The following is a 24,473-nucleotide window of genomic DNA, read 5'->3' on the forward strand; positions in this document are numbered from 1 at the left end:
TGAGTTCTACTTAATAAGTGGGAGCGTGATACAGGTCGTAGGTCTGGCGGATCATCAACGCGGCGCTGAAGCGTTCGCGGACAATGCTCCGGCCTTCGTTGCCGAGGTCGAGCAGGCGCGGCTTCTGGATGATCGTCAAAACATCGGCCAGCGCCTGGTGATCGCCGGACGGAAACACGTAGCCGGACACTTCGTTGGTGACCAGTTCCGGCAGTGAAGTGCAGTTGCTGGCAATCACCGGCAGCCCCATGGCCATGCCTTCCAGCGGCACCATGGCAAAGCCTTCCCAGCGACTTGGCACGATCAGCGCATCGGCTTTCTGATACAGCGCCTGCACTTCACTAGGGGTCACCCACGGCAGGTACTCGACCGAATCCATCGGCGGGCACTCGACCGAGTCTTCGTTGACCGCACTGCCAACCACCGTCAGTTTGAGGTCGTTGCGATTGACCTTGGCGTAGGCCTTGAGCAGCACGTCGAAGCCTTTCTGGTAATCCAGACGCCCGACGAACAGCAGATGAATCGGCTCGGCGCCAGCGCTTTTCGGCGCGTCATCCTTGTGATGAATGCCGTTGTAGATCAGCTTCATGCGCTTGCGCTCGATGCCGAAACGCGCGGCTTTGTCCAGCTCGTACTGGCTGACGCAGATGATCACGTCAGTGACTTTCTGCAGCACGCGCTCGATCCACGCATAGACTTTCTGCTTGGTCGGCGAGCTTTCCATCAGGAACGAAAACGCATGCGGGCAGTAGACGATTTTCGGCTTGCGCCATGGTCGCAGCAGCACACACACAACACGGCCGATCACCCCGGAAAAGGTGCTGTGCAAATGCACGACGTCGGGCTTTTCCTTGAGCAGCACCTGGCTCAGACGCCAGGCGAAACGCAGCAGCGACGGCACGTTGCGGCCACTGCGTGGAAAAGTGCGCACCTGCTGCGGGGCGATGCCGTGCAGCTCCCTGGCCTGATCCTCGGGCACCAGATAGACCAGTTGATAATTCGCCGCGTCATCTTCAGGCGATGCCGAGATCGTGCGGATCACCGTCGCCACGCCACCTTTGATCGTCTCTGCCACGTGCAGTATTTTTTTCACAGCTCACCCACTTCAAACAGGAAAGAACAATCGGCAACCATCAGGATTTGTCGGACGCGTATTCGTAGTTGTAATAGCCAGTGCCGCCGTAATAGCTGGCCGCACGCTTCTCGACACCGTTGAACACCGCGCCTTTCAACTCGATGCCGTTCTGGGCGAAGCGGCGAATGGTCAGTTCGATCTCTTTGGCCGGGTTCACCCCAAAGCGGGTGACGATCAGGCTGATGCCGGCTTCGCGACCGACGATGGCGGCATCGGTCACTGCCAGCAGTGGCGGCGTGTCGATGATCACCAGGTCGTAGCGCTCGCTGAGTTCTGCCAGCAGTTCGCGGAAGTTGGCGTGCATCAGCAGCTCGGAAGGATTGGGCGGCACTTGCCCCCGGCTGATGAAATGCAGGTTGTCGACTTCGACCTTGTTGATCGCCTGTTCGAGGGTGCAGCGCTTGACCAGCAGGTCGGACAGACCGTTGCTGATCGGGGTGTTGAGGGTTTTGTGCAGGTGCCCTTTGCGCATGTCGGCATCGATCAGCACCACGCGCTGGCCGCTCAGGGCCATGACCGCCGCAAGGTTGGACGAAACAAAGGTCTTGCCGACCTGCGGGCTCGGCCCGGAAATCATGATGCGGTTGTTGGTCGAATCGAGCCCGGCAAAGTGCAGGCAGGTGCGCAGGCTGCGGATCGATTCGATCGACAGATCGGTCGGGTTGCGCAGCGCCAGCAGGTACGCAGGTTTGTCGACGCCGTCGCGGGCGCGGCCCTTTTTGTTGTCCTCTTCTTCCTGCAAGGCGCTGTAGGGAATCGACGCATAAACCGGCAGGCCCAACTGCTCGATGCCCTCCGGGCCTTCAAGGCCTCGGCTGAGGGATTTGCGCAGCAGCACCAGCGCCACGCCGACAAACGCGCCGAGCAATGTCGCGATCAGCACGATCAGTGGTTTCTTCGGTTTGATCGGATTGGTCAGGTCGACATCGGCAGTGTCGATCAGGCGCACGTTACCGACGGCCCCGGCGCGGACGATGTCGAGTTCTTGCGATTTGTTCAGCAACTGCGTGTAGATCTGCGAAGCCACCTCGACGTCGCGGGTCAGGTTGAGCAATTCCTGCTGGGTGGCCGGCAAGTCCTGAACCTTGCCCTCGAGGGATTTCTGCTGCTGGGTCAGCTCGCCGATCTGCGTCATCAAGGCGCGGTAGGCCGGGTGCTGTTTGGTGAACTTGCGATCGAGTTCGGCCTGCTGCATTTTCAGCTCGGAGATGCGCGTTTCCAGCGCCACCGACTGGCCCAGCACCGACTGGGTTTCCAGCGAGATGTTCACGGTCTTGCCGTGGGTCTGGTAGGCATTCAAGGCGTCGCTGGCCTTGGCCAGATCACGCTTGACCTGGGGCAACTGGCTTTGCAGAAAGGCCAGGCTCTGCGCGGCTTCCGCCGAGGTGCGCCGTACGTTCTGTTCGACGTAGAGCGAGGCGATCTTGTTAAGAATCTTCACCGCCTCGGCCGCGTCCGAGCTGGCCAGCGCCAGACGAATGATCCCCGACTCCTTGCCCTGTTCGGAGATATCCAGCGCGTCCTGATAGCCCTGAATGGTCACGATGCGTGGATTGCGCACCACCTGAAAGCGCGTGCCGGGGTTGGCCGACAAGTGCGCGATCTGCCCTTCTACGCCGTCGTTGGCAAACGCTTCGCCGGCGACGCCTTCGGCGAGCAGATTGTCGTTTTCATCGAACAGTTGAAAACGCTGCTGCTCGCCGGCGATCAGGGTGAGTTTCTTGCCGAGCAGGTCTTTCGGCAATTGCAGCCGAGTGAATTCCAGGCGCTCGCCACCCCAGGCATAACTGGTCAAACCGAAACGCGGCGGCGCGACGCTGGTCTCGCTGTCTCCGCGATAACGCCGCGAAAGAAAGCCGCCGATCAACGGGAACGTGTTGGGGGTGACGTCGATATCCAGGCGCAGGTCGTCAACGGTTTTGCCGATCACCGCGCGGGATTTGATGATGCCGATTTCGGTCACCGACGGCGATTGCCCGCCGAGCATGCTGTTGAGGTCGGAAAAACCCAGCATGTCGTTCTTTTTCGGTTCGACCTGCACCAGCGCGTTCGCCAGGTACACTGGCGTTGCCAGAACCGCATAGGCGACGCCGGTGACCATGAAGGCACCGGTCAACGCGCCGATCAGCCACTTCTGGTCGATCAGGCTGCCGAAGATGCCGAGCAGATCAATACTGTCTTGATCATTGTCGCGGGTGCCGATTACGGACGGTAACTGCATAAGTCTGTTCTTACCATTTACTGTTCTGAAGAATATTCATCAATGCCCGAGACGCTTTGCCCATGAACTAACAGCATCTTCAATCAATGCGTGGGCATGAATAAACGCGGCTTTGCCTTGACGATACGGATCATGTATTTCGCGCTCGCTCTGCCACTTGCCGAGCAGAAACACTTTGCCTCGGGCGTGCGAGGCAATCTTCAGCACTTGATTGACGTGGGTCTTTTCCATGACCAGGATCAGGTCCGAGTCATTGACGATGTCCGAGGTCAGTTGCCGCGCCTTGAAGGCCTCGGCGCAATGCCCGTGTTCTTCGAGAACCTGCCGCGCCGAGGCCTCCACGCCCTCGCCGACGCGGGCGGACAGGCCGGCGGAAGACACGGTGATGGCGGACGGGCCCAGCGCGTTGCGCAGCAGTAGTTCGGCCGTCGGACTTCGGCATATATTGCCCACGCAGACAACGAGGATCTTTTTGAACAAGTCTTGCTTTCCTGTGTAATATCAAACAGCCAACATGCCGTGAAAGTTAATGAACCCCACGACTTTCCTGCACTCAGAAATAGCTTCGCCCTGTTAGTACAGGAACATTAAGTACCACAGCGTTTTAAGCCGCCCCAACCACAATTAGCGGACTAAAAATAACTGTGATTTTCAGTTGCTGTTTTCCTGACAAAAAATAACATTCGCGCACTTAGTGCCATCACCGTTATCGGAAATTGAGTAACGGGATAAATATTCGTAGTTGTCATTCTCTTCAGGAGAGCAGACATGAAAACAGCACAGCGCAATACACTCGCCGCCCTCACCCTGATGGCCCTCGGTGCCACCAGCCAGGTTCACGCCAGTGAGCTGTTCCCCAACCTTCCAGCGAAAACCATCGGCGTGCAGGTGAAAATCCAGAGCTTCACCGCCGCCGATGCCGCACAAATCAAGGCCGCAGGCTTCAGCTTTGTGCGCTTCGGCGTGTGGAGTGACAGCCTCACCGCCAAGACTTATCAGAAACAGGTCAGCGACGCCTTCGCCGCCGCCGCTTCCGCCGGCCTGCCGGTGCTGCTGACGGTGCGCGCGATCAAGGCATTGCCGGCCACTTCGCCAGAGGAGCTGAACGCCGCCGGCGCTAAGTTCGCCAACACCGTGACCGGGCTGGAAAAAACCTGGAGTTCGCAATTGGTGGCGATCGAAATCTGGAACGAGCCGGATCTGGAAACCTATTGGCCGACGCGCAATTTCGATACCACCTTCGTGCCGTTCATGGCTGGCATGTGCAAGGCCTTCGAAGGTCAGCCGCAGACGACGCCACGGGTCGGTTTCGGCTTCGCCCGGCCGCCAAGCGCGGGCTCGGCGTCAACGGTGGCGATGAAAAGTATCGTCAGCGATTACCCCAAATGCCTGAACGCCGTGTCCTATCACCCTTACGGCATGACCGCCACGCAGATCAGCAACGCACAGACCTTCATCCAGCAGAACTTCAATCTGCCGGGGGTCATCAGTGAATGGGGGGTTTCGGCCCTCGCCTCCAACGGTGGTCCCGAGGGGCAAGCGACCAAGATCAACGCGTTTATTACCGACGTTAAACGCCTCAATATTCCCCTGACCTCTATCTATGAATGGCGGAACAGTGATTCGGGCAGCAACGATCGCGAGAAGAACTTCGGCTTTCTCACCTCTGACGGCCAGCCAAAACCGGCGCGCTTGTCGGTAGAAGGTCTGTTGAACGCTGAGTAAGCCTTGGGCAACCGGTCTGTTCACAGGTCGGTTGCTTTGAACCTGTGGGCTGTTTTGGCATCGTATTCAGCGACACCGCGCCCCACCTTTCAAACAATCGTTTTCAGGTTGTTGCCGCAGGGGCCATCGATCCACGAATGCACCCTTGAGTGCCCGTCAGCGCTCGGGTAATGTCTTCAGACCCATAGGATAGAGCACGCCCATGACTTCCAAGCTGGAACAACTCAAACAGTTCACCACCGTGGTTGCCGACACCGGCGACTTCGAAGCGATCGCCCGAGTCAAACCGACCGATGCCACCACCAACCCTTCCCTGCTGCTCAAGGCTTCGGCCATTCACGGTTACGCCGAACTGCTGAACGATTGCGTTCGCGACTGCAAGGGCGATGTCGGCCTGGCCAGCGACCGTTTCGGCGTCGCAGTGGGCAAGGAAATTCTCAACGTGGTTCCGGGCCGCATCTCCACCGAAGTGGATGCGCGCCTGTCCTTCGACCAGGATGCGATCCTCAAGCGCGCGCATCGTCTGATCGAGCTGTACGACAAGGCCGGCGTCGGCCGCGACCGCGTGCTGATCAAGATCGCCTCGACCTGGGAAGGCATCCGCGCCGCCGAGATCCTCGAAAAGGAAGGCATCCAGACCAACCTGACCCTGCTGTTCTCCTTCGCCCAGGCCGCCGCCTGCGCCGACGCCGGGGTGTTCCTGATTTCGCCGTTCGTGGGCCGTATCTACGACTGGTACAAGAAGGCCAACGGCAACGACTACACCGGCGCCGATGATCCTGGCGTGCAGTCGGTGACGCGCATCTACAACTACTACAAGGCTAATGACTACAAGACTGTGGTCATGGGCGCCAGCTTCCGTAACATCAACCAGATCGAACAACTGGCTGGCTGTGATCGCCTGACCATCAGCCCCGAACTGCTGGAGAAGCTCGCCGCCGATACCGGCAAGCTGGAACGCAAACTGGCACCGGGCAATGCCGGTGAAGCGCGTCTGAGCCTCAACGAAGCGCAATTCCGCTGGTTGTCCAACGAAGACGCGATGGCCACCGAGAAACTGGCTGAAGGCATCCGTCAGTTCGCCCGCGATCAGGAAAAACTGGAAGCATTGCTGCAGGCCAAGCTGTGATCTGAGTTTGTAGAATGCAAAAAGGGCGAACCTGTGAGGGTTCGCCCTTTTTTATGGTAACTGCTGATCAAAATGTGGGAGCGAGCCTGCTCGCGAAGAGGCCGCCCATGCATCCTCAATTCACTGGATCAATGCCGCTCCAGCGCATTCACCAGATCATGAAACGCTTCCCGATTGGAATCGTTCAGGCCCATGAGAATCTTGTGCGCTTCCAGCACCTTGATTCGCACCACTTCTTCGGATTGGTCCTGATCCGGCAGGTCGTCCAGGCACTCCGGGCACGGCACCGGGTGGTTGACGATGTTGAACACCTGCTCGAAGCCCATCGACTGCAAAAGCCGAGTGATGTCTTCGTGGGTGGTGACAACCGTCGGCAAAAGGCCGACCTTCTGCCGCGACAGGATCGACAGTTTGGCCAGCAGGCCGAGGGTGGTGCTGTCGATGCTGCGGGTTTCGGTCAAATCGATCACGATCGCGTTGAAATTCAGCGCGGTGAAGATTTTCTCAATAGTCGCATCCAACGCCGAACACAGGGTCAGGCGAACTTCACCGACGAACTTCAGGACGAAGGTGCCGTCCTGCTCGGCGAACTGGATTCTACCGGTACTCATTAAAGATTCCTGCTCAACACCAACAGGGCGATATCATCCGGCATCTCCCCTAGCGTGGCCAAACCAAACACTTGCCGCAGACCATCCAGGCTGCCGCCCGCTGACTTCACCCGTTCGGGCAAAGCAGCCTCTTTTTCTTTGAGCGTTGCTTCCGGCAAAAGGTCCAGAATGCCATCAGACATCAGCGTCAGGCTGAACGTCGGCGGCAGCTCAAGCACGTGGTCTTCGTAGGTGGCTTCATTGAAAAGCCCCACCGGCAGGCCACGGCCTTCGAGATAACGAACACTGTCAGGCGTGTACAACACAGGCAAAGGCAGATGGCCGCCGATGCTATAGGTCAACAAACCGGTCTCCTCGTCGATGACTCCACCGACCATTGTGACGTGTTTACCCAGCTTACAACTGATCAGCCCCCGGTTGATATGACCGAGCACTTCCGAAGGCTTGAACTCCGGCAAGGTACCGCTGCGTTTCGATTCGAAGAGCAACCGCGTGGTCATGAACTTCAACAGCACGGTGACGAAGGCTGATGACGCGCCATGCCCGGAAACATCCGCCAGATAAAACGCGACCCGGCGCTCGTCGACACGGAAATAGTCGACAAAATCACCCGACAGGTACAACGACGGAATGATCTGGTGGGCGAAGTTGAATTCGTCAATGCTCCACGGGCTTTCCGGCAGCATGTTCATCTGCACCTGGCGACCGGCGTTCTGGTCTTCCTGGAGCAGGTTCAGGCTGGCTTCGAGCTCGCGGTTGGCCTTTTCCAGCTTCTCGCTGTAGCGCTGGTTTTCCAGCAGCAGTCGCGCACGATCCAGGGCCCGGCGCACGGAGTGCTCGAGCACAGCCAGATCTTCGAGAGGCTTGATCAGGTAATCCGCCGCGCCCAGGCGCAGGGCCTCGACCGCGTCGTTCATCACCCCGGCACCCGAGACCACGATCACCGGCGTATCGGGTGAGCGCTCGGTGACCTGACGGATCAGTTCGAGACCGCCCATCTGCGGCATGCGCAGATCGCAGATGACCAGATCGGGCTCGTCTTGCTCGAATACCTGAAGACCCTGTTGACCGTTGCCGGCCTGCAGGACGCTGAAACCACTGTCTTCCAGATAGGCCGCGAGGCTCGCGCGCACTACCTCGTCATCATCGATTATCAGCAGCGTGGCACTGGTTTTTGGCATGTGGGCAAACGGCGCCAGAATTAGGTTGGCGTAGTGAGCGGGGCAACGGCCCTGCGCAGACTACTGGATTCGCTTTCTAGCCTCTCTGTTGCAGCGCTTTCAAGCATTCGCCTGGCGCGCGGTTTTAAACAGAGGTGCCCTTCTAAGGCGCAGACGGTACTCCCATCCGCAGAGCGTTTCAAGCATGCGCCGATTGTCGCTAGACGACTTTGTTTGTCAAATCACCGGGAGTTATAAGAACCGCTCCAACGGTAACCCGATGGAAGGTAGCGGCAGTTGCCGGTGACGCTCTGGCGCGGACAAAAAAGGCGACCCGAGGGTCGCCTTTCTGTCGCCGATCGAAATCAGAAATCGTCTTCGACCTGACCGTCCTTCACCTTGAACTCGCGGTTCTGCAGGTAAGCATTGCGGATGAAGGTGTATTTGTCGCCGCTGATCAGCTTCTCGCTCGACAGCAGGCTGGCGCGGGTGTCGACGATGTTCAGGCCGAAGATCGAGTTACGCGTCGGCACGTGGTCGATGTAGCGGTACGCGCCGGTGAAGCTGTCGACGTATTTCGACGGTGCGTCACGCAGGGTGCTCGGGCCCATCAACGGCAGCATCACGTACGGGCCGCTGCCCACGCCCCAGTAACCGAGGGTCTGACCGAAGTCTTCGTCGCTGCGGTTCAAGCCCATCTTGGTGCCGACGTCGAAGAAGCCGAGCAGACCGAAGGTGGTGTTGAAAATCAGTCGGGCGGTATCAACGCCCGCTGCAGCCGGTTTGGCCTGGAGAATGTTGTTCGCCAGGTTGGTCACGTCACCGACGTTGCGGAACATGTTGTGAATGCCGTCTTCAACGAACTGCGGGGTGATGAACTCATAACCCTGCGCCAAAGGCTTCAGCGCGTAGGTGTCAACGAAGTCGTTGAACTGGAAAATCGGCCGGTTGACGCTTTCCCAAGGGTCTTCTTCGGTGGCCGCCTGGGTGGCGAACGGCGCCAGCAACAGGCTGGCACATACACTTAGCTGAGTGAGCGAAGGGCTCCAGCGCATAGAAAAACTCCTTGGATTTGATACTGGCGCGGACCTCTCGGTCCAAGCATTAAGGCCGCTAGTATAAGCATAAACGCCGATTTGGGCAGTGCGCCGCTGCAAGGATATGCAGGAAGTTTCCTACACAGGCTTTCACTCGGCTGTCATGCAACTGTCACCCCAGCGCCCTAGTCTTGAGCGTTATTTCAGGGACGTTGCCATGACTCACGCCGAAACCTTGCCCGTCGCCGCGCCCGGCCTGACTGCCGTGCTGTTCGGCCTGAGCGGTTGCCTGGTGGATTTCGGTGCCCGCGCCGCGCAAGAGCTCAACGCCCAGCCGGAACATGCCAAAACTACACCCGGCGCACTCGATAGCCTGAAAAGTTTGCAGCGCCAGGGAATTCCCTGCGCGTGGCTCGACGAATTGCCCCCTGCCCTCGCTCAGCCACTGGCCGCCTCGCTGCCAGACTGGATCAAACCGACGCAACATTCAGCAACAATGAATCCATGGCCAGCGCCCAACGCGTGCTGGCAGGCGTTGATGAGTTTGAACATCGACCGCCTCGACGGCTGCGTGCTGGTCAGTGGTGAGCCGCGCCTGTTACAGGCCGGACTGAATGCCGGGTTATGGACGATTGGCCTGGCGTCCTGTGGCTCGCTATGCGGCCTGAGCCCGAGCGAGTGGCAGGCTTTGTCACAAAAGGAACGCGAAAAGTTGCGCGGCAAGGCAACCGTGCAGTTGTTCGGCCTGGGTGTGCATTCGGTAATCGATCATCTCGGCGAACTGGACGCCTGCCTCGCCGACATCAGCCTGCGCCGCGCCAAAGGCGAAAAGCCCTGATCGGCGTCATGCAGGTTTACCAAGAGTGGATTAATCTAAAGGTCAGCCATAGACCTTTGGCGCGTGGCTGCGGTCAATGCCAGTGCCTATTGATAAAAGGAAACCACCATGCCCGCCCAAGAACTGCAAAAACAGCTCGATACCCTGCGCGAGCAGCTGGAACACAATCCACCGCTGTCGGAAGCCGAGCGTGAGGATCTGCATGCGCTGATGGCGCAGATCGAATCGGAAATCCAGCTGGAAACTGCCACCCAGGACGCGAGCATCGCCGACGGCGTGAACCTGGCGGTCGAGCGCTTCGAAGTCGAACACCCGGCGATCGCCGGCACTCTGCGCAATATCATGAATACGCTGGGCAGCATGGGCATCTGACGCCCCGCCGCACAAAAAAAGCCCTGCCAGCGATGGCAGGGCTTTTTCATTTCCGAAATGTGCATGCAAGCCCTTGTGGGAGCGAGCCTGCTCGCGAAGGCGTCGTGTCAGTCGACATCATCGTTGAATGAAACACCGCATTCGCGAGCAGGCTCGCCCCCACAAGGGATATCGCACATTCCGTTTCTTTATTGACGTACGAGCCGGTGATTCGGCAGCTGCACCTCTTCAGTGCTGCGATACGGGTTGATATCCAGCCCACCCCGGCGCACATAGCGCGCAAACACCGTGAGTTTCTCCGGCTTCAACAACCGCTGCAGATCAAGAAAAATCCGCTCAACGCATTGCTCATGGAAGTCCGAATGCTGGCGGAAGCTGACGATGTACTCCAGCAGGCTGGCGTGATCCAGCGCCGCGCCGCGATATTCCACTACCACGCTGCCCCAGTCCGGCTGGCTGGTCACCGGGCAGTTGGATTTGAGCAGGTGGCTGTGCACGCTCTCTTCAACGATCCGCGAATCATCGCAACGCAGCAGCTCCGGACGCGGGTGTTCATAATTGCTCACGCTGATATCCAGATCGTCGATGCACACGCCCGGCAACGCCACCACGCCTTCAGCTTCCACGTCTTTCAGACTGCGCACCCGCACGCCCACCGGTTTGCCGGCAGCGGCGGACAGATCCTTGACCAGCGTCGCCTGCAATGTGGCGACGTCGGCGAACGATGTCTGGTTCAGCGAGTTGAGGTAGAGCTTGAACGACTTCGATTCGATGATGTTCGGCGAGTCCGCCGGAATGCTGAATTCAGCGATCGCCACCACCGGCTTGCCCGAGGGCAGCAGCCACGACAGCTCGAAGCAGTTCCAGAAATCCACGCCTTTATACGGCAGGGTTTCGGCGGTCAGGCCCAGCTCGGCCCATTTCGCGGTGCGCGGAATCGGGAACAGCAGGGACGGCGTGTAAGTGGCGATGTATTCGCTGGATTTGCCCAGCGGCGAATGTTCGGCTGCGGGATGCATGGCGGAAACCTGACTGAAGAATCAGCGGATTCTACCAGCCTTTGCCCGCGCCTTTGAGTGCTTACTGACTGACTGTCAGTTTGCCGACCATGCCGGCCTGATAATGCCCGGGGATATTGCAGGCAAACTCGAGCGCCGTTGCCTTGCTGAAGGTCCAGGTCAACTCGGCGGTTTTACCGGGCTCGACCAGTACGCTGTTGGGGTCGTCATGCTGCATGCCATGGCCCATCGCCGCGTGATCCATGCCTGCCATGTCGTGGGACATTTCTTTCATGCCGGTAGGCGTAAGCATGCCGCTTTGCTGCATCTGCAACATTTCCTGCTGGTGACTGGCATGCATCGCCGCATCACCGAGGTTGAATTCGTGCAGTAACTGGCCTTTATTCACCAGCACAAAGCGAATGGTCTCACCGGCCTTGACCTGTATGGCTTTCGGGTCGAAGTTCATGTCGCCCATGACGATTTCGATAGTCCGCGTGGCCTGGCTCGCCGCTGCCGGCTGGCCGAAGGCGAAGGTGTGCACCGGTGTCGCCCAGGCTGGCGTACTCAGTGCCAGCAGACAGGCAGCTATTTTCAGCGAGGTGCGCAAAAACATGGTCGTACTCCAACAAGAGAGGGTTCAGCCTGTGGGAAACTCTAGCCACCCAGGGCTGGCATCGACCTGACAGGCAGATTACAACTTTGTCAGCTTGGCGCTTATCGCCGGATCTCACGGTATAACGCCTTCGCCCTTTTTCATCCCGAACCAGCCCGAGTCGCCCATGAAACTGTTGATCGTCGAAGACCAAGCGAAAACCGGCCAGTACCTGCGTCAGGGCCTGACCGAGGCCGGATTCAATACCGAGTTGGTGGCCGACGGAATCAGCGGCCAGCAATTGGCCTTGAGCGGCGACTACGCGCTGTTGATCCTCGATGTAATGCTGCCCGGGCGCAGTGGCTGGCAGATTCTCCAAGCGGTGCGCAGCGCCGGCCTCGAAACGCCGGTACTGTTTCTCACCGCCAAAGACGCGGTGGAGGACAGGGTTCACGGCCTCGAACTGGGCGCCGACGATTATCTGGTCAAGCCATTCGCCTTCTCCGAATTGCTCGCCCGAGTGCGCAGCCTGTTGCGACGCGGCAGCGCGATCGCCCAGGAAACCAGTCTGCAACTGGCCGATCTGCGCCTGGATCTGATCCGCCGCCGGGTCGAACGCAGCGGCCAGCGCATTGACCTGACCGCCAAGGAATTCGCCCTGCTGGAAATGCTCCTGCGCCGTCAGGGTGAAGTCCTGCCCAAATCGCTGATCGCCTCGCAGGTCTGGGACATGAATTTCGACAGCGACACCAACGTCATCGAAGTGGCGATCCGCCGTTTGCGCCTGAAGATCGACGATGACTTCCCCAACAAGTTGATCCACACCGTGCGCGGCATGGGTTACGTGCTCGAAGAGCGTTCGCTGTGATGCGTCGTTGGTCCTTGAGCACGCGCCTGGCGCTGTTGTTTGCCGCCTGCACTGCGGTGGTCTCGCTGTTCGCCGGGGTGCTGTTCGACCGCGCCAGCGAGGCGCACTTCATCGAGCTTGACCAGCAACAACTGGAGACGAAACTGATCGGCCTGCGCCGCGCCTTGCAGGATCTCCAACCTGCCCAGCGCGAGGCGCGGCTGGCCGATGAACTCAGCCGTCAGGCCGATCTGTCGTTGCGCATCACCAGTGGCGATGGACAACACTGGTATGACAGCTCGGTGCAGATTCCGAAGAATCTGCCGCTGCAAACCGGCCTGTCGACCATCAGCCATGACGGCACCGATTACCGCGTGCTGCGCGCCCCGCTCTACCCGGACACAGCGGATTCGCCACAACTGACGCTGCTGCTGGACATCACCCATCACCAGCATTTCCTTGCGCGCATGCAGCATCTGATCTGGCTGACCGTCGGCCTGTCGGCGCTGGCCACTGCCGTGCTCGGGGCCTGGGCCGCGCGCAGCGGTCTGCGCCCGTTGCGGCGGATGAGCGCAGTGGCCCGTGGGATTTCTGCGCAATCGCTGAATGCCCGACTGCCTGAGGAGAAGATGCCGCCAGAGCTTGCGGAAATGGCCTACAGCTTCAACGCCATGCTCGCACGCCTCGACGACTCGTTTCAGCGCCTCTCGGCATTCTCCGCCGACATCGCCCATGAGCTGCGCACACCGTTGTCGAATCTGCTGACCCACACCCAGGTCACCCTCACCCGCCCACGGGCACTGGAGGAATACCGCGAAGCGCTGCACAGCAACCTCGAAGAACTGCAATGGATGGCGCAACTGGTCAACGACATGCTCTATCTGGCCAAGGCAGACCACGGCTTGCTGATGCCCAAGCGCGAACCGCTGGAACTGGCGGATGAAGCTGACATGTTGCTGGAGTTTTTTGCGCCATTGGCGGAAGACGCTGGCGTGAGTTTGAGCCGTGAAGGTGAAGCGCAAATCGAAGGTGATCGCGGCATGTTGCGCCGGGCCTTGTCGAACCTGCTGGATAACGCACTGCGGTTTACCCCGGCCGAGGGTTATGTGCGCTTGAGCATCGTCGACGAGGGGGAGATCGTGCGCGTCTGCGTCGAAAACAGTGGCGAGGGGGTTTCAGCGCAATTACTGCCACGTCTGTTCGACCGCTTCTATCGAGCGGATCCGGCGCGGCAGGAAGGCAGCAGTGAGCATGCGGGGTTGGGCTTGGCAATTACCCAGTCGATCGTGCGTGCCCATGGCGGGACGATTCATTGCGAATCTGAAGCGGGTTGGACGCGGTTTGTAATCGAGTTGCCTCGGACCTGATCGTTCCCACGCTTTGCGTGGGAATGCAGCCCAGGACGCTCCGCGTCCCTTCAAGAGCCGAACGCAGAGCGTCCGTTGAGGCATTCCCACGCAGAGCGTGGGAACGAGCATGGAGTCGCTTACGAATATCTCAAGGCATGCGCCGGTTCGATCTTCGCCGCCCGCCACGCTGGATACACCGTGGCCAGGAAGCTCAAAATGAATCCCGCCGAGCAGATCAACAGCACATCCCCACCCTGCAGTTCCGAAGGCAGGTTGCTGACGAAATACACGTCCGAACTGAAGATATGCTGGCCGGTCACACGCTCGACCCAGCCGACCAGCTCACTGACATTAAGCGCCGCAATCACGCCCAGCACGCCGCCAATGATGGTGCCGACAATACCGATCACCGTGCCCTGCACCATGAAGATCGCCATGATCTGCCGGGGCGTAGCGCCGATGGTGCGCAAGATCGCGATGTCGGCGCCCTTGTCGTTCACCACCATGATCAGCGTCGCAATGATGTTGAACGCCGCCACCGCGACGATCATCAGCAACAGCAGGCCGATCATGGTTTTTTCCATCTTCATCGCGCTGAACAGGCTGCCCTGGGTGTGGGTCCAGTCGTCAGCCTTGAACTCGGCGCCAAGGCCACTGGCGATGTCCGCAGACACTTTCGGTGCCGCGTACAGATCCTTGACTGCCAGCCGCACGCTCTGCACCTGATTCGGCTGCCAGTGCTGCATGGTCGCGGCATCGGCGACGTGGATCAGGCCCATCGAGCCGTCCAGCTCGGCGCCGACCTTGAACACGCCCACCACATTCAGGCGCTGCATGCGCGGGGTGATACCGCCCGGCGCGGTGCTGACTTCCGGGACGATCAGAGTGATCTTGTCGCCGACATTGAGGCGGAAACGCCGCGCGGTGATTTCACCGATCACCACACCAAATTCGCCCGGCTTCAAGGCATCCAGACGACCTTGGACGATGTGCTGGGCAACGATCGACACCTTGCCTTCCTGGGCCGGATCAACGCCGCTGATCTGAATCGGCTGCATCGAACCCTTGTAGGACAGCATGCCTTCCATCTCGGTGAACGGCACGGCGGCCGTCACTTCGGGATTTTTCATCGCAGCGGCAGCGACTGGCTGCCAGTCATCGATCGGCTTGACGCCAACGATGGTCGCATGGGGCACCATGCCGAGGATGCGCGAGCTCATTTCGCGCTGAAAGCCGTTCATCACCGACAGCACCACGATCATCGCCAGCACGCCGAGGGCGAGGCCGATCATCGAGGTCATCGAAATGAACGAAACAAAGCGATTGCGGCGCTTGGCGCGGGTATAGCGCGTGCCGATAAAGATCGATAACGGTCTGAACATTCGCTGGGGCACCGTATAGAAATAAAAGACCCGGCGCCGTTACGGGCGCCGGGTTTCAGCCAGTCAGATGGGAGTCAGGCAGCCTTCCTGCAGCTGCAGAACGCGGTCCATCTGGCGAGCCAGGTTCATGTCGTGCGTCACCACCAGGAACGCCGTGCGCATCGAAGTGCTCAGCTCCAGCATCAGGTCCTGAATGCCTTCGGCGGTATGCAGGTCAAGGTTGCCGGTTGGCTCATCGAGCATCACCAGCCCCGGGTTGTTGACCAGGGCACGGGCGATGGCCACGCGCTGACGCTCGCCGCCGGACAGTTCCGCCGGTTTGTGTTCCAGACGATGGCCCAGACCGACGCGCTCCAGCAATGCCGTGGCACGCTGGCGCGCCTCCGGAATGGCGGTCTTGCCGATCAACAGCGGCATGCAGACGTTTTCCAGCGCGGTGAATTCCGGCAGCAAATGGTGAAACTGATAAACGAAACCAAGCGCGCGATTGCGCAGCAGGCCACGCTTTTTCTCGCTTAATGCCGACAGCTCTTCGCCGTCGAGCCAGACACTGCCTTTGCTCGGCGTATCGAGCCCACCGAGCAGGTTGAGCAAAGTACTTTTGCCGGAACCGGATTTGCCCACGATCGCTACACGTTCGCCCGGGTGCAACTCCAGTTGCAGGCCGGCCAGCACTTGTACCGACTCAGGGCCCTCCTCATAGGACTTGCCCAGGTTACGGCAGCTCAGAATTGCTTGTTCACTCATGCCCGACTCACTCATAACGTAACGCCTCCGCCGGCTGGGTGCGCGCGGCACGCCAGGCGGGATACAGGGTGGCGAGGAAACTCAGGACCAACGCAGCGGCGCAGACCATGACGACGTCCTGGCTCTGGACCTGCGAAGGAAGATAATCAATGAAATACACGTCAGCATTAAGGAACTTGTGGCCGATCAGCCCTTCAAGCGCCGAAATGGCCGCACTGACATTCAGTGCCGCAAGGATCCCGACCACCGCGCCGATCGCCGTGCCGACCACGCCGATTACCGTGCCCTGAACCATGAACGTGCGCATGATCGTGCCCGGAGTGGCGCCAAGGGTGCGCAGAATGGCGATGTCGCCCTTCTTGTCGTTCACCACCATCACCAGCGTGGAAATGATGTTGAACGCGGCGACGGCGACGATCAGCAGCAACAGCAGCCCGATCATGGCTTTTTCCATGCGGATCGCTTGATACAGGTTGCCGTGGGTGCGGGTCCAGTCGCGGGCGTAGTAACGATCTTCGCCGAGCTGCTGGGCAATGTTCCACGCCTCGCGCGGGGCCTGGAACAGGTCTTCGAACTTCAGACGCAGGCCCTGCACCTGATCGGCTTTCCAGCGGTGCATTTTCGCCAGATCCTGCAGATTGGTCACGCCGAGGTAGCCGTCGAGCTCACCGGCGCCGACATGGAAAATCCCGACCACGGTGAAGCGCTTCATGCGCGGGAACATGCCGGCCGGGGTCACACTGACCTCGGGAGCAACGAACGTAACCTTGTCGCCAATGCCGACGCCGAGCTTGGTCGCCGCCTTGTCGCCGATGACGATGCCGAAGCTGCCCGGTGTCAGGTTGTCGAGTTTGCCCTGCTTCATGAAGTTGTCGATGATCGACACATTGCGCTCGAGCGCAGGATCAATGGCATTGAGCAACACCTTGGAAACCTGACCGTTGTTGGTCAGCAGGCCCTGCATCTGGGTGAACGGCGCCACCGCCGTCACCTGCCGGTTCTGCTTGACCTTGTCGGCCAGGCTCTGCCAGTCATTGATCGGCTCGCCGGTCTCGAGAGTAGCGTGGGGCACCATGCCCAGCACGCGGGTGCGCATCTCATGGTCGAAGCCGTTCATCACCGACAGCACGACGATCATCACGACCACGCCAAGGGCGAGCCCGATCATCGAAGTCAGGGAAATGAATGACACAAAATGATTGCGACGCTTTGCACGGGTATAACGCGTGCCGATAAATACGAAGAGAGGTCTGAACATGTCGGGGCTTGTTCGGAGGGAAAAGGAACGTCCTTGTGGCGGGGGTCGAAAACCAGCTTTACACTCAGACCACCGCCGCTACCATGGGTTCGCCATGTCGACATTAGATGAAGAAGATCGCCGCGAATACTACCGTATCGAGGACACGATCGCACTGGAAATTCGGCCCCTGTCCGCTCCCGAAGCCGCAGGCCAGGAAGTGTTGCAGGATGCTTCCCCACTCTTCAACCTGCTCAGCGAACTGCACCTGAGCGAATTCGAGTCGCAGCACCTGTTGCGGCAGATCAGCGAGCGCGACCGCGCCATCGCCGCGTTCCTCAAATCGCAGAACAAACGCATTGACCTACTCAGCCAGGTGATCGCCCTGACCGTGCTCGGCCACATCGGCGAGCCGCAGCCGGTGATCATCTCCGAGGGCGGGATCGACTTTCAGTACCCGACCCCGATTGCCACCGGCGCACACCTGTCGGTGAAACTGGTACTGATGCCGCAGGCGCTTGGTCTGCTGCTGCGTGCCCGGGTCACCCATTGCGATCCCAAGGGCGATGGCTATGACGTCGGCACCGAGTTCGAGCGCCCGACCGATGCCCAGCGCCAATTGCTCGCGCGCTACATCTTGCAGAAGCAGGCTCAGGAACGCCGTCTGGCCCGCGAACAGAACGAATCTGGCATTTAACTTAAGGAAGCACCGTGACCCTCATCTACGGCCACCGCGGCGCCAAGGGCGAAGCACCGGAAAACACCCTGAGCAGCTTTCAGGAATGCCTCAAGCACGGCGTGCGCCGCTGCGAACTGGATCTGCACCTGTCCAAGGACGGCGAGCTGATGGTCATCCATGACCCGACCCTCAAGCGCACCACCGACCGTCGCGGCAAAGTCGTCGAGCACACCGCCGCCGAACTGGTGACCTACGACGCACGCAAGGGCGGCCCGGGCTGGATCAAGCCGTGCCCGATTCCGACGCTGGAAGAGTTGTTCGAGCAATGTGATTTCGAGCACTGGCAGCTGGAAGTCAAAAGCGCATCACGCACCCGCGCGGCGACTATCGTGCTGGCGATTCGGGAAATGGCTCAGCGCCACGGCCTGCTCGACAAGGTGACGATCACTTCGAGTTCGCGGGAAGTCTTGAAGGCAGCGCTGGATCTGGTACCCGACGTATCCCGTGGCCTGGTGGCCGAATACGCCTGGCTCGATCCGCTGAAGGTGGCGGCCAGCTACGGCTGCGAGATTCTCGCCTTGAACTGGACGCTGTGTACGCCGGAACGCCTGCAGAAGGCGCAGCGTCAGGGCCTGCATGTGTCGGTGTGGACCGTCAACGAGCCTGCGCTGATGCGCAGACTCGCCGACTTCGGCGTTGACAGCCTGATTACAGACTTTCCCGGTTTGGCCACTGCCACCCTTGAGAATTGCTGAAATCGGTCTCCCCGGCCGGCTCAGGCCACCGGCCGGAGCCCGTCAAAAAAGCCGGTTGAGGCCGTCGTACGCCGCTACCCGATAGGCTTCCGCCATGGTCGGGTAGTTGAACGTGGTGTTGACGAAATACTTCAGCGTATTCAGCTCACCCGGCTGGTTCATGATCGCCTGACCGATGTGCACGATCTCCGACGCCTGATAACCGAAGCAGTGCACGCCGAGCACTTCCAGCGTTTCGCGGTGGAAGAGGATCTTCAGCATGCCCTGCGGCTCGCCGGCAATCTGCGCCCGAGCCATGCTCTTGAAGAAGGCCTTGCCGACTTCGTACGGCACTTTCGCCTGGGTCAGCTCCTGCTCGTTCTTGCCGATCGAGCTGATCTCCGGAATGGTGTAGATGCCGGTCGGCACGTCATTGACGAAGCGCCAGCTGCCATTGTCGACGATGCTGCCAGCGGCCGAACGACCCTGGTCGTGGGCGGCACTGGCCAGGCTTGGCCAGCCGATCACGTCACCGGCGCCGTAGATGTTTTCCACGCAGGTGCGGTAGTTCTGGTCAACTTCGATCTGGCCACGGCTGTTGACCTTGACCCCGATGTTTTCCAGACCCAGCGTGTCGGTGTTGCCGGTACGGCCGTTGCACCAGAGCAAGGCGTCGGCCTTGATCTTCTTGCCGGATTTGAGATGCAGGATCACACCGTTGTCCACGCCTTCGACGCGGTCGTACTCTTCGTTGTGACGCACGGTGATGTTGTTGTTGCTGAAGTGGTAGCTCAACGCCTGGGAAATTTCCGAGTCGAGGAAGCTCAGCAACTGCCCACGGTTGTCGACCAGCTCGACCAGCACACCCAGACCACTGAAGATCGATGCGTATTCGCAACCGATCACACCAGCGCCGTAAACGATCAGTTTGCGCGGGGTGTGGCCGAGGCTGAGGATGGTGTCGCTATCGTAGATACGCGGGTGGTGGAAATCGATGTCCGCCGGGCGATACGGACGCGAACCGGTGGCGATGATGATGTGCTTGGCCACCAGTTTTTCGACCACACCGTTGCCGCAGACCACTTCGATGGTTTGCTCGTCGGCGAAGCTGCCGGTGCCGAAGAACACGTCGACGCGGTTACGGGCGTAGTAGCCGGTGCGCGATGCGACTTGTTTGGAAATGACTTTTTCGGCGCTTTTCAACACGTCCGGGAAGGAGAACCAGCGTGGCTCGCCGATCGCGCGGAACATCGGGTTGGTGTTGAACTGCATGATCTGCCGCACCGAGTGACGCAGTGCCTTGGACGGGATGGTGCCGAGGTGGGTGCAGTTGCCGCCGACCTGGCGACGGCTGTCGACCATCGCGACCTTGCGCCCCGCTTTGGCGGCGTTCATTGCCGCGCCTTCTCCCGCCGGGCCGGAACCCAGTACCACCACGTCGTAGTTGTAGACAGCCATGCGTACTCCTCAGAACAGGCCGCGGTGCCAGCAGCACCGGCGGCTAAATCACGCCGAACGGCGGCGCGAAGGAACAATTGGGGGCCAGTGAAGAACCCGGACACAGTCTATAGAAGCGTCAACGCCGCGCACATTAACCCTTGGTCGCGTCGTAGGCTACTTTTGCCTGCACTACAACGCCAGCTTTCGTCTTGTCTTCGGTCAGTTTTTTTCACCGACAAGCTGCGTAAATGCCTGACTGCTGCGGGTGACAAAACCTGTATCGGCACGCAGGACAAAGAATGCAGCAATGTCATGCTTTTGGGCATAGTCCCGCGCCCTTTCCGGCCCGAGAATCAGCAACAGCGTCGATAGTCCATCGGCCATCAACGCTGAAGGATGAATCACCGTGACTGACGCCAGATCATGTAGGACCGGTCGCCCGCTGCGTGCATCGAAGGTGTGGGAATAACGCCGACCGTCCTGCAGAAAATAATGGCGGTAGTCACCGGAGGTGGACACGCCGTAGCCATCGACATCGATAATCCGCTCGGCCACTTGCTGGTCATCGCGAGGCTCTTCGAGAGCGATGCGCCACGCTGAACCATCCGGCTTCTTGCCCCGGGCTTTGAGTTCGCCCGTGGCTTCGACCAGATAATTGTCGATGCCCATGCCCTGCAATCTGGCGGCGATGGCATCCACGGCGTAACCGGCGGCAATACTGTTGAAGTCGACTTCGACGGCGGCGTCCTTGCACAACTGCTCGCCGTCGATGCGCAGATGCTGATGACCGACTCGCTGCATGACCTCGGCCACAGCGGCCGCATCAGGGATCTTTTCTTCGCGTCCTTGCGGGCCGAATCCCCAGAGGTCCAGCAGCGGTTCCACGGTCAGGTCGTAGGAGCCTTCGCTTTGCGTTGAAAGCTGTTCGCCGATGCGGACCAATTCGAGCACCGCTGCCGGCATGGCTTGGCAGCTATCGGCGGGCAAGGCGTTGAAACGTTCGATGGCGGAGTCACTTCGGTAAGTCGACAGCTGTTGATCGACTTCACCGAGGATGGCCTGCACTTCGCCGCGCACCCGCGCAGGATCGGCGACCCCGGCGTGGCGCACGTACTTGACCGACCAGGTGCTGCCCATGGTCGAACCGCCAACCTGTTCCAGGGAATCGCCGGTGCCGCAGCCGCCGATTGCCACCGCCAACACCACAAGCCCCCACCAGCGTCCAGTTAACAATTCTTCATCTCCCCGCAAAACCACGGCGGCCATTATGAACTACAAGCGCCCGCTCGCTTCCCCATGGCTGCAACGCCTTTATACAAAATTGAACAGTGAGTACCTCCCATGTCCTCCACCACGGGCAAAGGCAAAGCGATCTTTCGCGTTGTCAGCGGCAACTTCCTCGAAATGTTCGACTTCATGGTCTACGGCTTCTATGCCACGGCCATCGCCAAAACCTTCTTCCCCACCGACAGCGCCTTCGCTTCGCTGATGCTGTCGCTGGCGACCTTCGGCGCCGGCTTTCTGATGCGCCCGCTGGGGGCAATTTTCCTCGGGGCCTATATCGACCGTCACGGACGGCGCAAAGGGCTGATCATCACTTTGGCGATGATGGCCGCCGGTACGGTGTTGATTGCCTGCGTGCCCGGCTACGCGACGCTCGGCGTCGCCGCACCGCTGCTGGTGTTGTTCGGCCGCCTGCTGCAAGGCTTCTCAGCGGGCGTGGAACTGGGCGGTGTGTCGGTGTATCTGGCGGAAATTTCTACGCCGGGGCGTAAAGGCTTTTTCGTCAGTTGGCAGTCCGCCAGCCAACAGGCAGCCGTGGTGTTCGCTGGCTTGCTCGGCGTTGCTCTGAATCACTGGCTGAGTCCGGAGCAAATGGGCGAATGGGGCTGGCGCGTGCCGTTTCTGATTGGCTGCATGATCGTGCCGGTGATTTTCTTCATCCGTCGCTCGCTGGAAGAAACTCCGGAATTCCAAGCGCGAACCCACCGCCCTACCCTCGGCGAAATCGTCCGCTCGATCGGCCAGAACTTCGGCATCGTCATTGCCGGCATGGCGCTGGTGGTGATGACCACGGTGTCGTTCTACCTGATCACTGCGTACACGCCTACGTTTGGCAAGGCTGAGCTGCATCTGTCGGACCTCGACGCCTTGCTGGTGACGGTGTGCATCGGCTTGTCGAACTTCTTCTGGCTACCGGTGATGGGCGCGGTATCCGACAAGATCGGGAGAAAACCCCTACTGTTGGCGGCGACGATTCTGGCGATCCTCACGGCGTATCCGGCATTGTCGTGGCTGGTGGCGAACCCGAGCTTCAGCCATTTGCTGATTGTCGAACTGTGGCTGTCGTTTCTTTATGGCTCGTACAACGGCGCGATGGTGGTGGCACTGACCGAGATCATGCCGGTGGAAGTGCGCACGACCGGGTTTTCCTTGGCCTACAGCCTGGCAACGGCGACGTTCGGCGGGTTTACTCCGGCGGCGTGCACCTATCTGATTCATGTGCTGGACAACAAGGCAGCACCGGGGATCTGGCTCAGTGGCGCGGCGGTGTTGGGCTTGATTGCGACACTGGTGTTGTTCCGTGGCAATCGGCATGAGTTGCGCACGGCGCAGGCTGCTGTGGTTGGCGGCGCCAGTTAGATCGCACCCGCCAGCGCGATCGTTCCCACGCAGAGCGTGGGAACGATCACTCCACAAACAAAAACGCCCCGACAAAATGCCGGGGCGTTTTCATTCAAGCCTGAGGCTTAGCGCGGGAACGCTGGCGGATTCACATCAGCCATGTCTTCCATTACGCGAACTACCTGGCAGCTGTAGCCGAACTCGTTGTCGTACCAAACGTACAGAACGACGCGGTTGTCCTGCACGATGGTCGCTTCAGCGTCGACCACACCAGCGTGACGCGAGCCAACGAAGTCGGTCGACACCACTTCCTGCGAATTGACGAAGTCGATCTGCTTGTGCAGCTCGGAGTGCAGCGCCATGTAGCGCAGGTACTCGTTCATCTCTTCACGGGTGGCGGCTTTCTCAAGGTTGAGGTTGAGAATGGCCATCGACACGTTCGGCGTCGGAACGCGGATCGCGTTACCGGTCAGCTTGCCGGCCAGCTCAGGCAGAGCCTTGGCAGCAGCGGTGGCGGCACCGGTCTCGGTGATTACCATGTTCAGCGCGGCGCTGCGGCCACGGCGATCGCCCTTGTGGAAGTTGTCGATCAGGTTCTGGTCGTTGGTGTACGAGTGAACGGTTTCGACGTGACCGTTGATGATGCCGAACTTGTCGTTGACCGCTTTGAGCACCGGCACGATGGCGTTGGTGGTGCAGGAAGCAGCCGAGACGATCTTGTCGTCAGCGGTGATTTCACCGTGGTTGATGCCGTGAACGATGTTCTTCAGCTTGCCCTTGCCAGGCGCGGTCAGAACAACGCGATCGATGCCCGGGCACGCCAGGTGCTGACCCAGGCCGTCGGCGTCACGCCATACACCGGTGTTGTCCACCAGCAGCGCGTCTTTGATGCCGTACTGGGTGTAATCCACCTCGGTCGGGTTCTTCGCGTAGATCACCTGGATCAGGTTACCGTTGGCGGTGATGGTGTTGTTTTCTTCGTCGATGGTAATGGTGCCGTTGAACGAACCGTGCACCGAATCGCGACGCAGCAGGCTGGCGCGCTTGGTCAGGTCGTTCTCGGCGCCTTTGCGCACGACGATGGCGCGCAGACGCAGGCCGTCGCCACCACCGGTTTTCTCGATCAGGATGCGCGCCAGCAGACGGCCGATACGACCGAAGCCGTAAAGAACAACGTCGGTGCCTTTGCGGGCCGAGGCGTTCTGTTGGCCAACCACGTCAGCCATCTCTTCACGCACGAACTGCTCGGCGCTGCGGCCGTTGCCTTCGTTACGGAATTTGAACGCCAGCTTGCCCAGATCCACCGACGCCGCGCCGAGCTTGAGCTCGCTCATGGCCTTGAGCAGTGGGAATGTTTCGTGGACGGAGAGTTCGCTGTCGTCCGAAGAACGGTGGCGAGCAAAGCGGTGAGCTTTGAGAATCGCGATGACAGACTGGTTGATCAGGCTGCGGCCATAGATCGAGCTAACCACGTTGTTATTGCGGTAGAGCTGACCGATAAGCGGGATCATCGCTTCTGCGAGTGCTTCACGGTCGATCCATTCACCAAGACACTGGTCGGGCTTCTGAGTCACGGTAACCTTCCACATGTAGGGGCAGAAAAAAGGGGCTA

23 protein-coding genes and 1 pseudogene are annotated in these 24,473 nt (G+C 59.9%); 10 read left to right on the forward strand and 14 right to left on the reverse strand.

Features of this window, described 5'->3' with window-relative positions; genetic code table 11:
- Positions 1–10 precede the first annotated feature (10 nt).
- The 3 genes from J5M66_RS23270 to J5M66_RS23280 are packed head-to-tail and all read right to left on the reverse strand — an operon-like array spanning position 11 to position 3,836.
- On the reverse strand, positions 11–1,093 hold the full coding sequence (locus J5M66_RS23270; protein WP_122603757.1) for a glycosyltransferase: 1,083 nt from the start codon (positions 1,091–1,093) through the stop codon (positions 11–13).
- Between the two features lie 40 nt (positions 1,094–1,133).
- Positions 1,134–3,356 carry a polysaccharide biosynthesis tyrosine autokinase gene (locus J5M66_RS23275; RefSeq protein ID WP_123441998.1) on the reverse strand — a complete coding sequence of 741 codons (2,223 nt, stop codon included), beginning with the start codon at positions 3,354–3,356 and terminating at the stop codon, positions 1,134–1,136.
- Between the two features lie 39 nt (positions 3,357–3,395).
- Positions 3,396–3,836 carry a low molecular weight protein-tyrosine-phosphatase gene (locus tag J5M66_RS23280; RefSeq protein ID WP_123441997.1) on the reverse strand — a complete coding sequence of 147 codons (441 nt, stop codon included), beginning with the start codon at positions 3,834–3,836 and terminating at the stop codon, positions 3,396–3,398.
- Between the two features lie 288 nt (positions 3,837–4,124).
- On the opposite strand from J5M66_RS23280, the gene J5M66_RS23285 reads away from it, so the two are divergent.
- Complete coding sequence (locus tag J5M66_RS23285) at positions 4,125–5,081, forward strand: cellulase family glycosylhydrolase (RefSeq protein ID WP_207809356.1); 957 nt, start codon at positions 4,125–4,127, stop codon at positions 5,079–5,081.
- A gap of 202 nt (positions 5,082–5,283) precedes the next feature.
- Positions 5,284–6,210 (forward strand): transaldolase, encoded by a 927-nt coding sequence (tal, locus tag J5M66_RS23290; protein ID WP_016775468.1) that lies wholly within the window; start codon positions 5,284–5,286, stop codon positions 6,208–6,210.
- A 128-nt stretch (positions 6,211–6,338) separates the two neighbouring features.
- Here tal and rssC read toward each other — a convergent pair whose 3' ends face one another.
- The 3 genes from rssC to J5M66_RS23305 all read right to left on the reverse strand — a co-directional run bounded on the left by rssC (position 6,339) and on the right by J5M66_RS23305 (position 9,036).
- Entirely contained in the window at positions 6,339–6,821 is a 483-nt protein-coding gene (gene rssC, locus J5M66_RS23295; RefSeq protein WP_003226553.1) for an anti-sigma factor antagonist RssC, read from the reverse strand.
- Positions 6,821–8,002 (reverse strand): two-component system response regulator RssB, encoded by a 1,182-nt coding sequence (gene rssB, locus J5M66_RS23300; protein WP_024013622.1) that lies wholly within the window; start codon positions 8,000–8,002, stop codon positions 6,821–6,823. Before rssB ends, rssC begins: the two co-directional genes overlap by 1 nt.
- A gap of 344 nt (positions 8,003–8,346) precedes the next feature.
- The gene (locus J5M66_RS23305) at positions 8,347–9,036 is read right to left on the reverse strand and encodes a VacJ family lipoprotein (protein ID WP_016775470.1); all 690 of its coding nucleotides are present in this window, start codon (positions 9,034–9,036) and stop codon (positions 8,347–8,349) included.
- Between the two features lie 199 nt (positions 9,037–9,235).
- On the opposite strand from J5M66_RS23305, the gene J5M66_RS23310 reads away from it, so the two are divergent.
- The 3 genes and pseudogenes from J5M66_RS23310 to J5M66_RS27255 form a co-directional block, all read left to right on the forward strand.
- On the forward strand, positions 9,236–9,856 hold the full coding sequence (locus J5M66_RS23310) for an HAD family phosphatase (RefSeq protein ID WP_125918344.1): 621 nt from the start codon (positions 9,236–9,238) through the stop codon (positions 9,854–9,856).
- Between the two features lie 108 nt (positions 9,857–9,964).
- On the forward strand, positions 9,965–10,228 hold the full coding sequence (locus J5M66_RS23315; RefSeq protein WP_016775472.1) for a DUF4404 family protein: 264 nt from the start codon (positions 9,965–9,967) through the stop codon (positions 10,226–10,228).
- A 57-nt stretch (positions 10,229–10,285) separates the two neighbouring features.
- A pseudogene (locus tag J5M66_RS27255) lies at positions 10,286–10,393 on the forward strand (metal ABC transporter ATP-binding protein); the annotation flags it as partial.
- Between the two features lie 23 nt (positions 10,394–10,416).
- Here the strand turns inward: J5M66_RS27255 and queF are convergent.
- Both queF and J5M66_RS23325 read right to left on the reverse strand, forming a co-directional pair.
- A complete protein-coding gene (queF, locus tag J5M66_RS23320; RefSeq protein WP_207809354.1) occupies positions 10,417–11,247 on the reverse strand; it encodes an NADPH-dependent 7-cyano-7-deazaguanine reductase QueF in 831 nt (276 codons plus the stop codon).
- Positions 11,248–11,308: 61 nt separating this feature from the next.
- Positions 11,309–11,842: a cupredoxin family protein gene (locus J5M66_RS23325; protein ID WP_207809352.1), complete on the reverse strand. Its 534-nt coding sequence runs from the start codon at positions 11,840–11,842 to the stop codon at positions 11,309–11,311.
- A gap of 166 nt (positions 11,843–12,008) precedes the next feature.
- Here J5M66_RS23325 and J5M66_RS23330 point away from each other — a divergent pair, with 166 nt between their 5' ends.
- Complete coding sequence (locus tag J5M66_RS23330) at positions 12,009–12,689, forward strand: heavy metal response regulator transcription factor (RefSeq protein ID WP_130903103.1); 681 nt, start codon at positions 12,009–12,011, stop codon at positions 12,687–12,689.
- The gene (locus J5M66_RS23335) at positions 12,689–14,035 is read left to right on the forward strand and encodes a heavy metal sensor histidine kinase (RefSeq protein ID WP_207809351.1); all 1,347 of its coding nucleotides are present in this window, start codon (positions 12,689–12,691) and stop codon (positions 14,033–14,035) included. Before J5M66_RS23330 ends, J5M66_RS23335 begins: the two co-directional genes overlap by 1 nt.
- A gap of 119 nt (positions 14,036–14,154) precedes the next feature.
- Here J5M66_RS23335 and J5M66_RS23340 read toward each other — a convergent pair whose 3' ends face one another.
- The 3 genes from J5M66_RS23340 to J5M66_RS23350 form a co-directional block, all read right to left on the reverse strand.
- Positions 14,155–15,399 (reverse strand): lipoprotein-releasing ABC transporter permease subunit, encoded by a 1,245-nt coding sequence (locus J5M66_RS23340; RefSeq protein WP_125918340.1) that lies wholly within the window; start codon positions 15,397–15,399, stop codon positions 14,155–14,157.
- Positions 15,400–15,462: 63 nt separating this feature from the next.
- Complete coding sequence (gene lolD, locus J5M66_RS23345; RefSeq protein ID WP_016775477.1) at positions 15,463–16,146, reverse strand: lipoprotein-releasing ABC transporter ATP-binding protein LolD; 684 nt, start codon at positions 16,144–16,146, stop codon at positions 15,463–15,465.
- A 7-nt stretch (positions 16,147–16,153) separates the two neighbouring features.
- Positions 16,154–17,404 carry a lipoprotein-releasing ABC transporter permease subunit gene (locus J5M66_RS23350; protein WP_207809349.1) on the reverse strand — a complete coding sequence of 417 codons (1,251 nt, stop codon included), beginning with the start codon at positions 17,402–17,404 and terminating at the stop codon, positions 16,154–16,156.
- Between the two features lie 94 nt (positions 17,405–17,498).
- Between J5M66_RS23350 and J5M66_RS23355 the strand changes: the two genes are divergently transcribed.
- On the forward strand, positions 17,499–18,080 hold the full coding sequence (locus tag J5M66_RS23355; protein WP_016775478.1) for a PilZ domain-containing protein: 582 nt from the start codon (positions 17,499–17,501) through the stop codon (positions 18,078–18,080).
- A gap of 14 nt (positions 18,081–18,094) precedes the next feature.
- On the forward strand, positions 18,095–18,817 hold the full coding sequence (locus J5M66_RS23360) for a glycerophosphodiester phosphodiesterase (protein WP_207809347.1): 723 nt from the start codon (positions 18,095–18,097) through the stop codon (positions 18,815–18,817).
- Between the two features lie 42 nt (positions 18,818–18,859).
- Here J5M66_RS23360 and sthA read toward each other — a convergent pair whose 3' ends face one another.
- Positions 18,860–20,254, reverse strand: coding sequence for a Si-specific NAD(P)(+) transhydrogenase (gene sthA / locus J5M66_RS23365; protein ID WP_016775479.1), 1,395 nt, complete (start codon positions 20,252–20,254; stop codon positions 18,860–18,862).
- Positions 20,255–20,455: 201 nt separating this feature from the next.
- The gene (locus J5M66_RS23370; protein ID WP_206421823.1) at positions 20,456–21,502 is read right to left on the reverse strand and encodes an FAD:protein FMN transferase; all 1,047 of its coding nucleotides are present in this window, start codon (positions 21,500–21,502) and stop codon (positions 20,456–20,458) included.
- Between the two features lie 75 nt (positions 21,503–21,577).
- Between J5M66_RS23370 and J5M66_RS23375 the strand changes: the two genes are divergently transcribed.
- Complete coding sequence (locus J5M66_RS23375; RefSeq protein WP_136493877.1) at positions 21,578–22,879, forward strand: MFS transporter; 1,302 nt, start codon at positions 21,578–21,580, stop codon at positions 22,877–22,879.
- A 107-nt stretch (positions 22,880–22,986) separates the two neighbouring features.
- On the opposite strand, the gene J5M66_RS23380 is transcribed toward J5M66_RS23375, so the two are convergent.
- Positions 22,987–24,450, reverse strand: coding sequence for a glyceraldehyde-3-phosphate dehydrogenase (locus tag J5M66_RS23380; RefSeq protein ID WP_016775482.1), 1,464 nt, complete (start codon positions 24,448–24,450; stop codon positions 22,987–22,989).
- Positions 24,451–24,473: the final 23 nt, after the last annotated feature.

Source organism: Pseudomonas sp. 67(2021) (assembly GCF_017491835.1).
Lineage (GTDB): Bacteria > Pseudomonadota > Gammaproteobacteria > Pseudomonadales > Pseudomonadaceae > Aquipseudomonas > Aquipseudomonas atacamensis.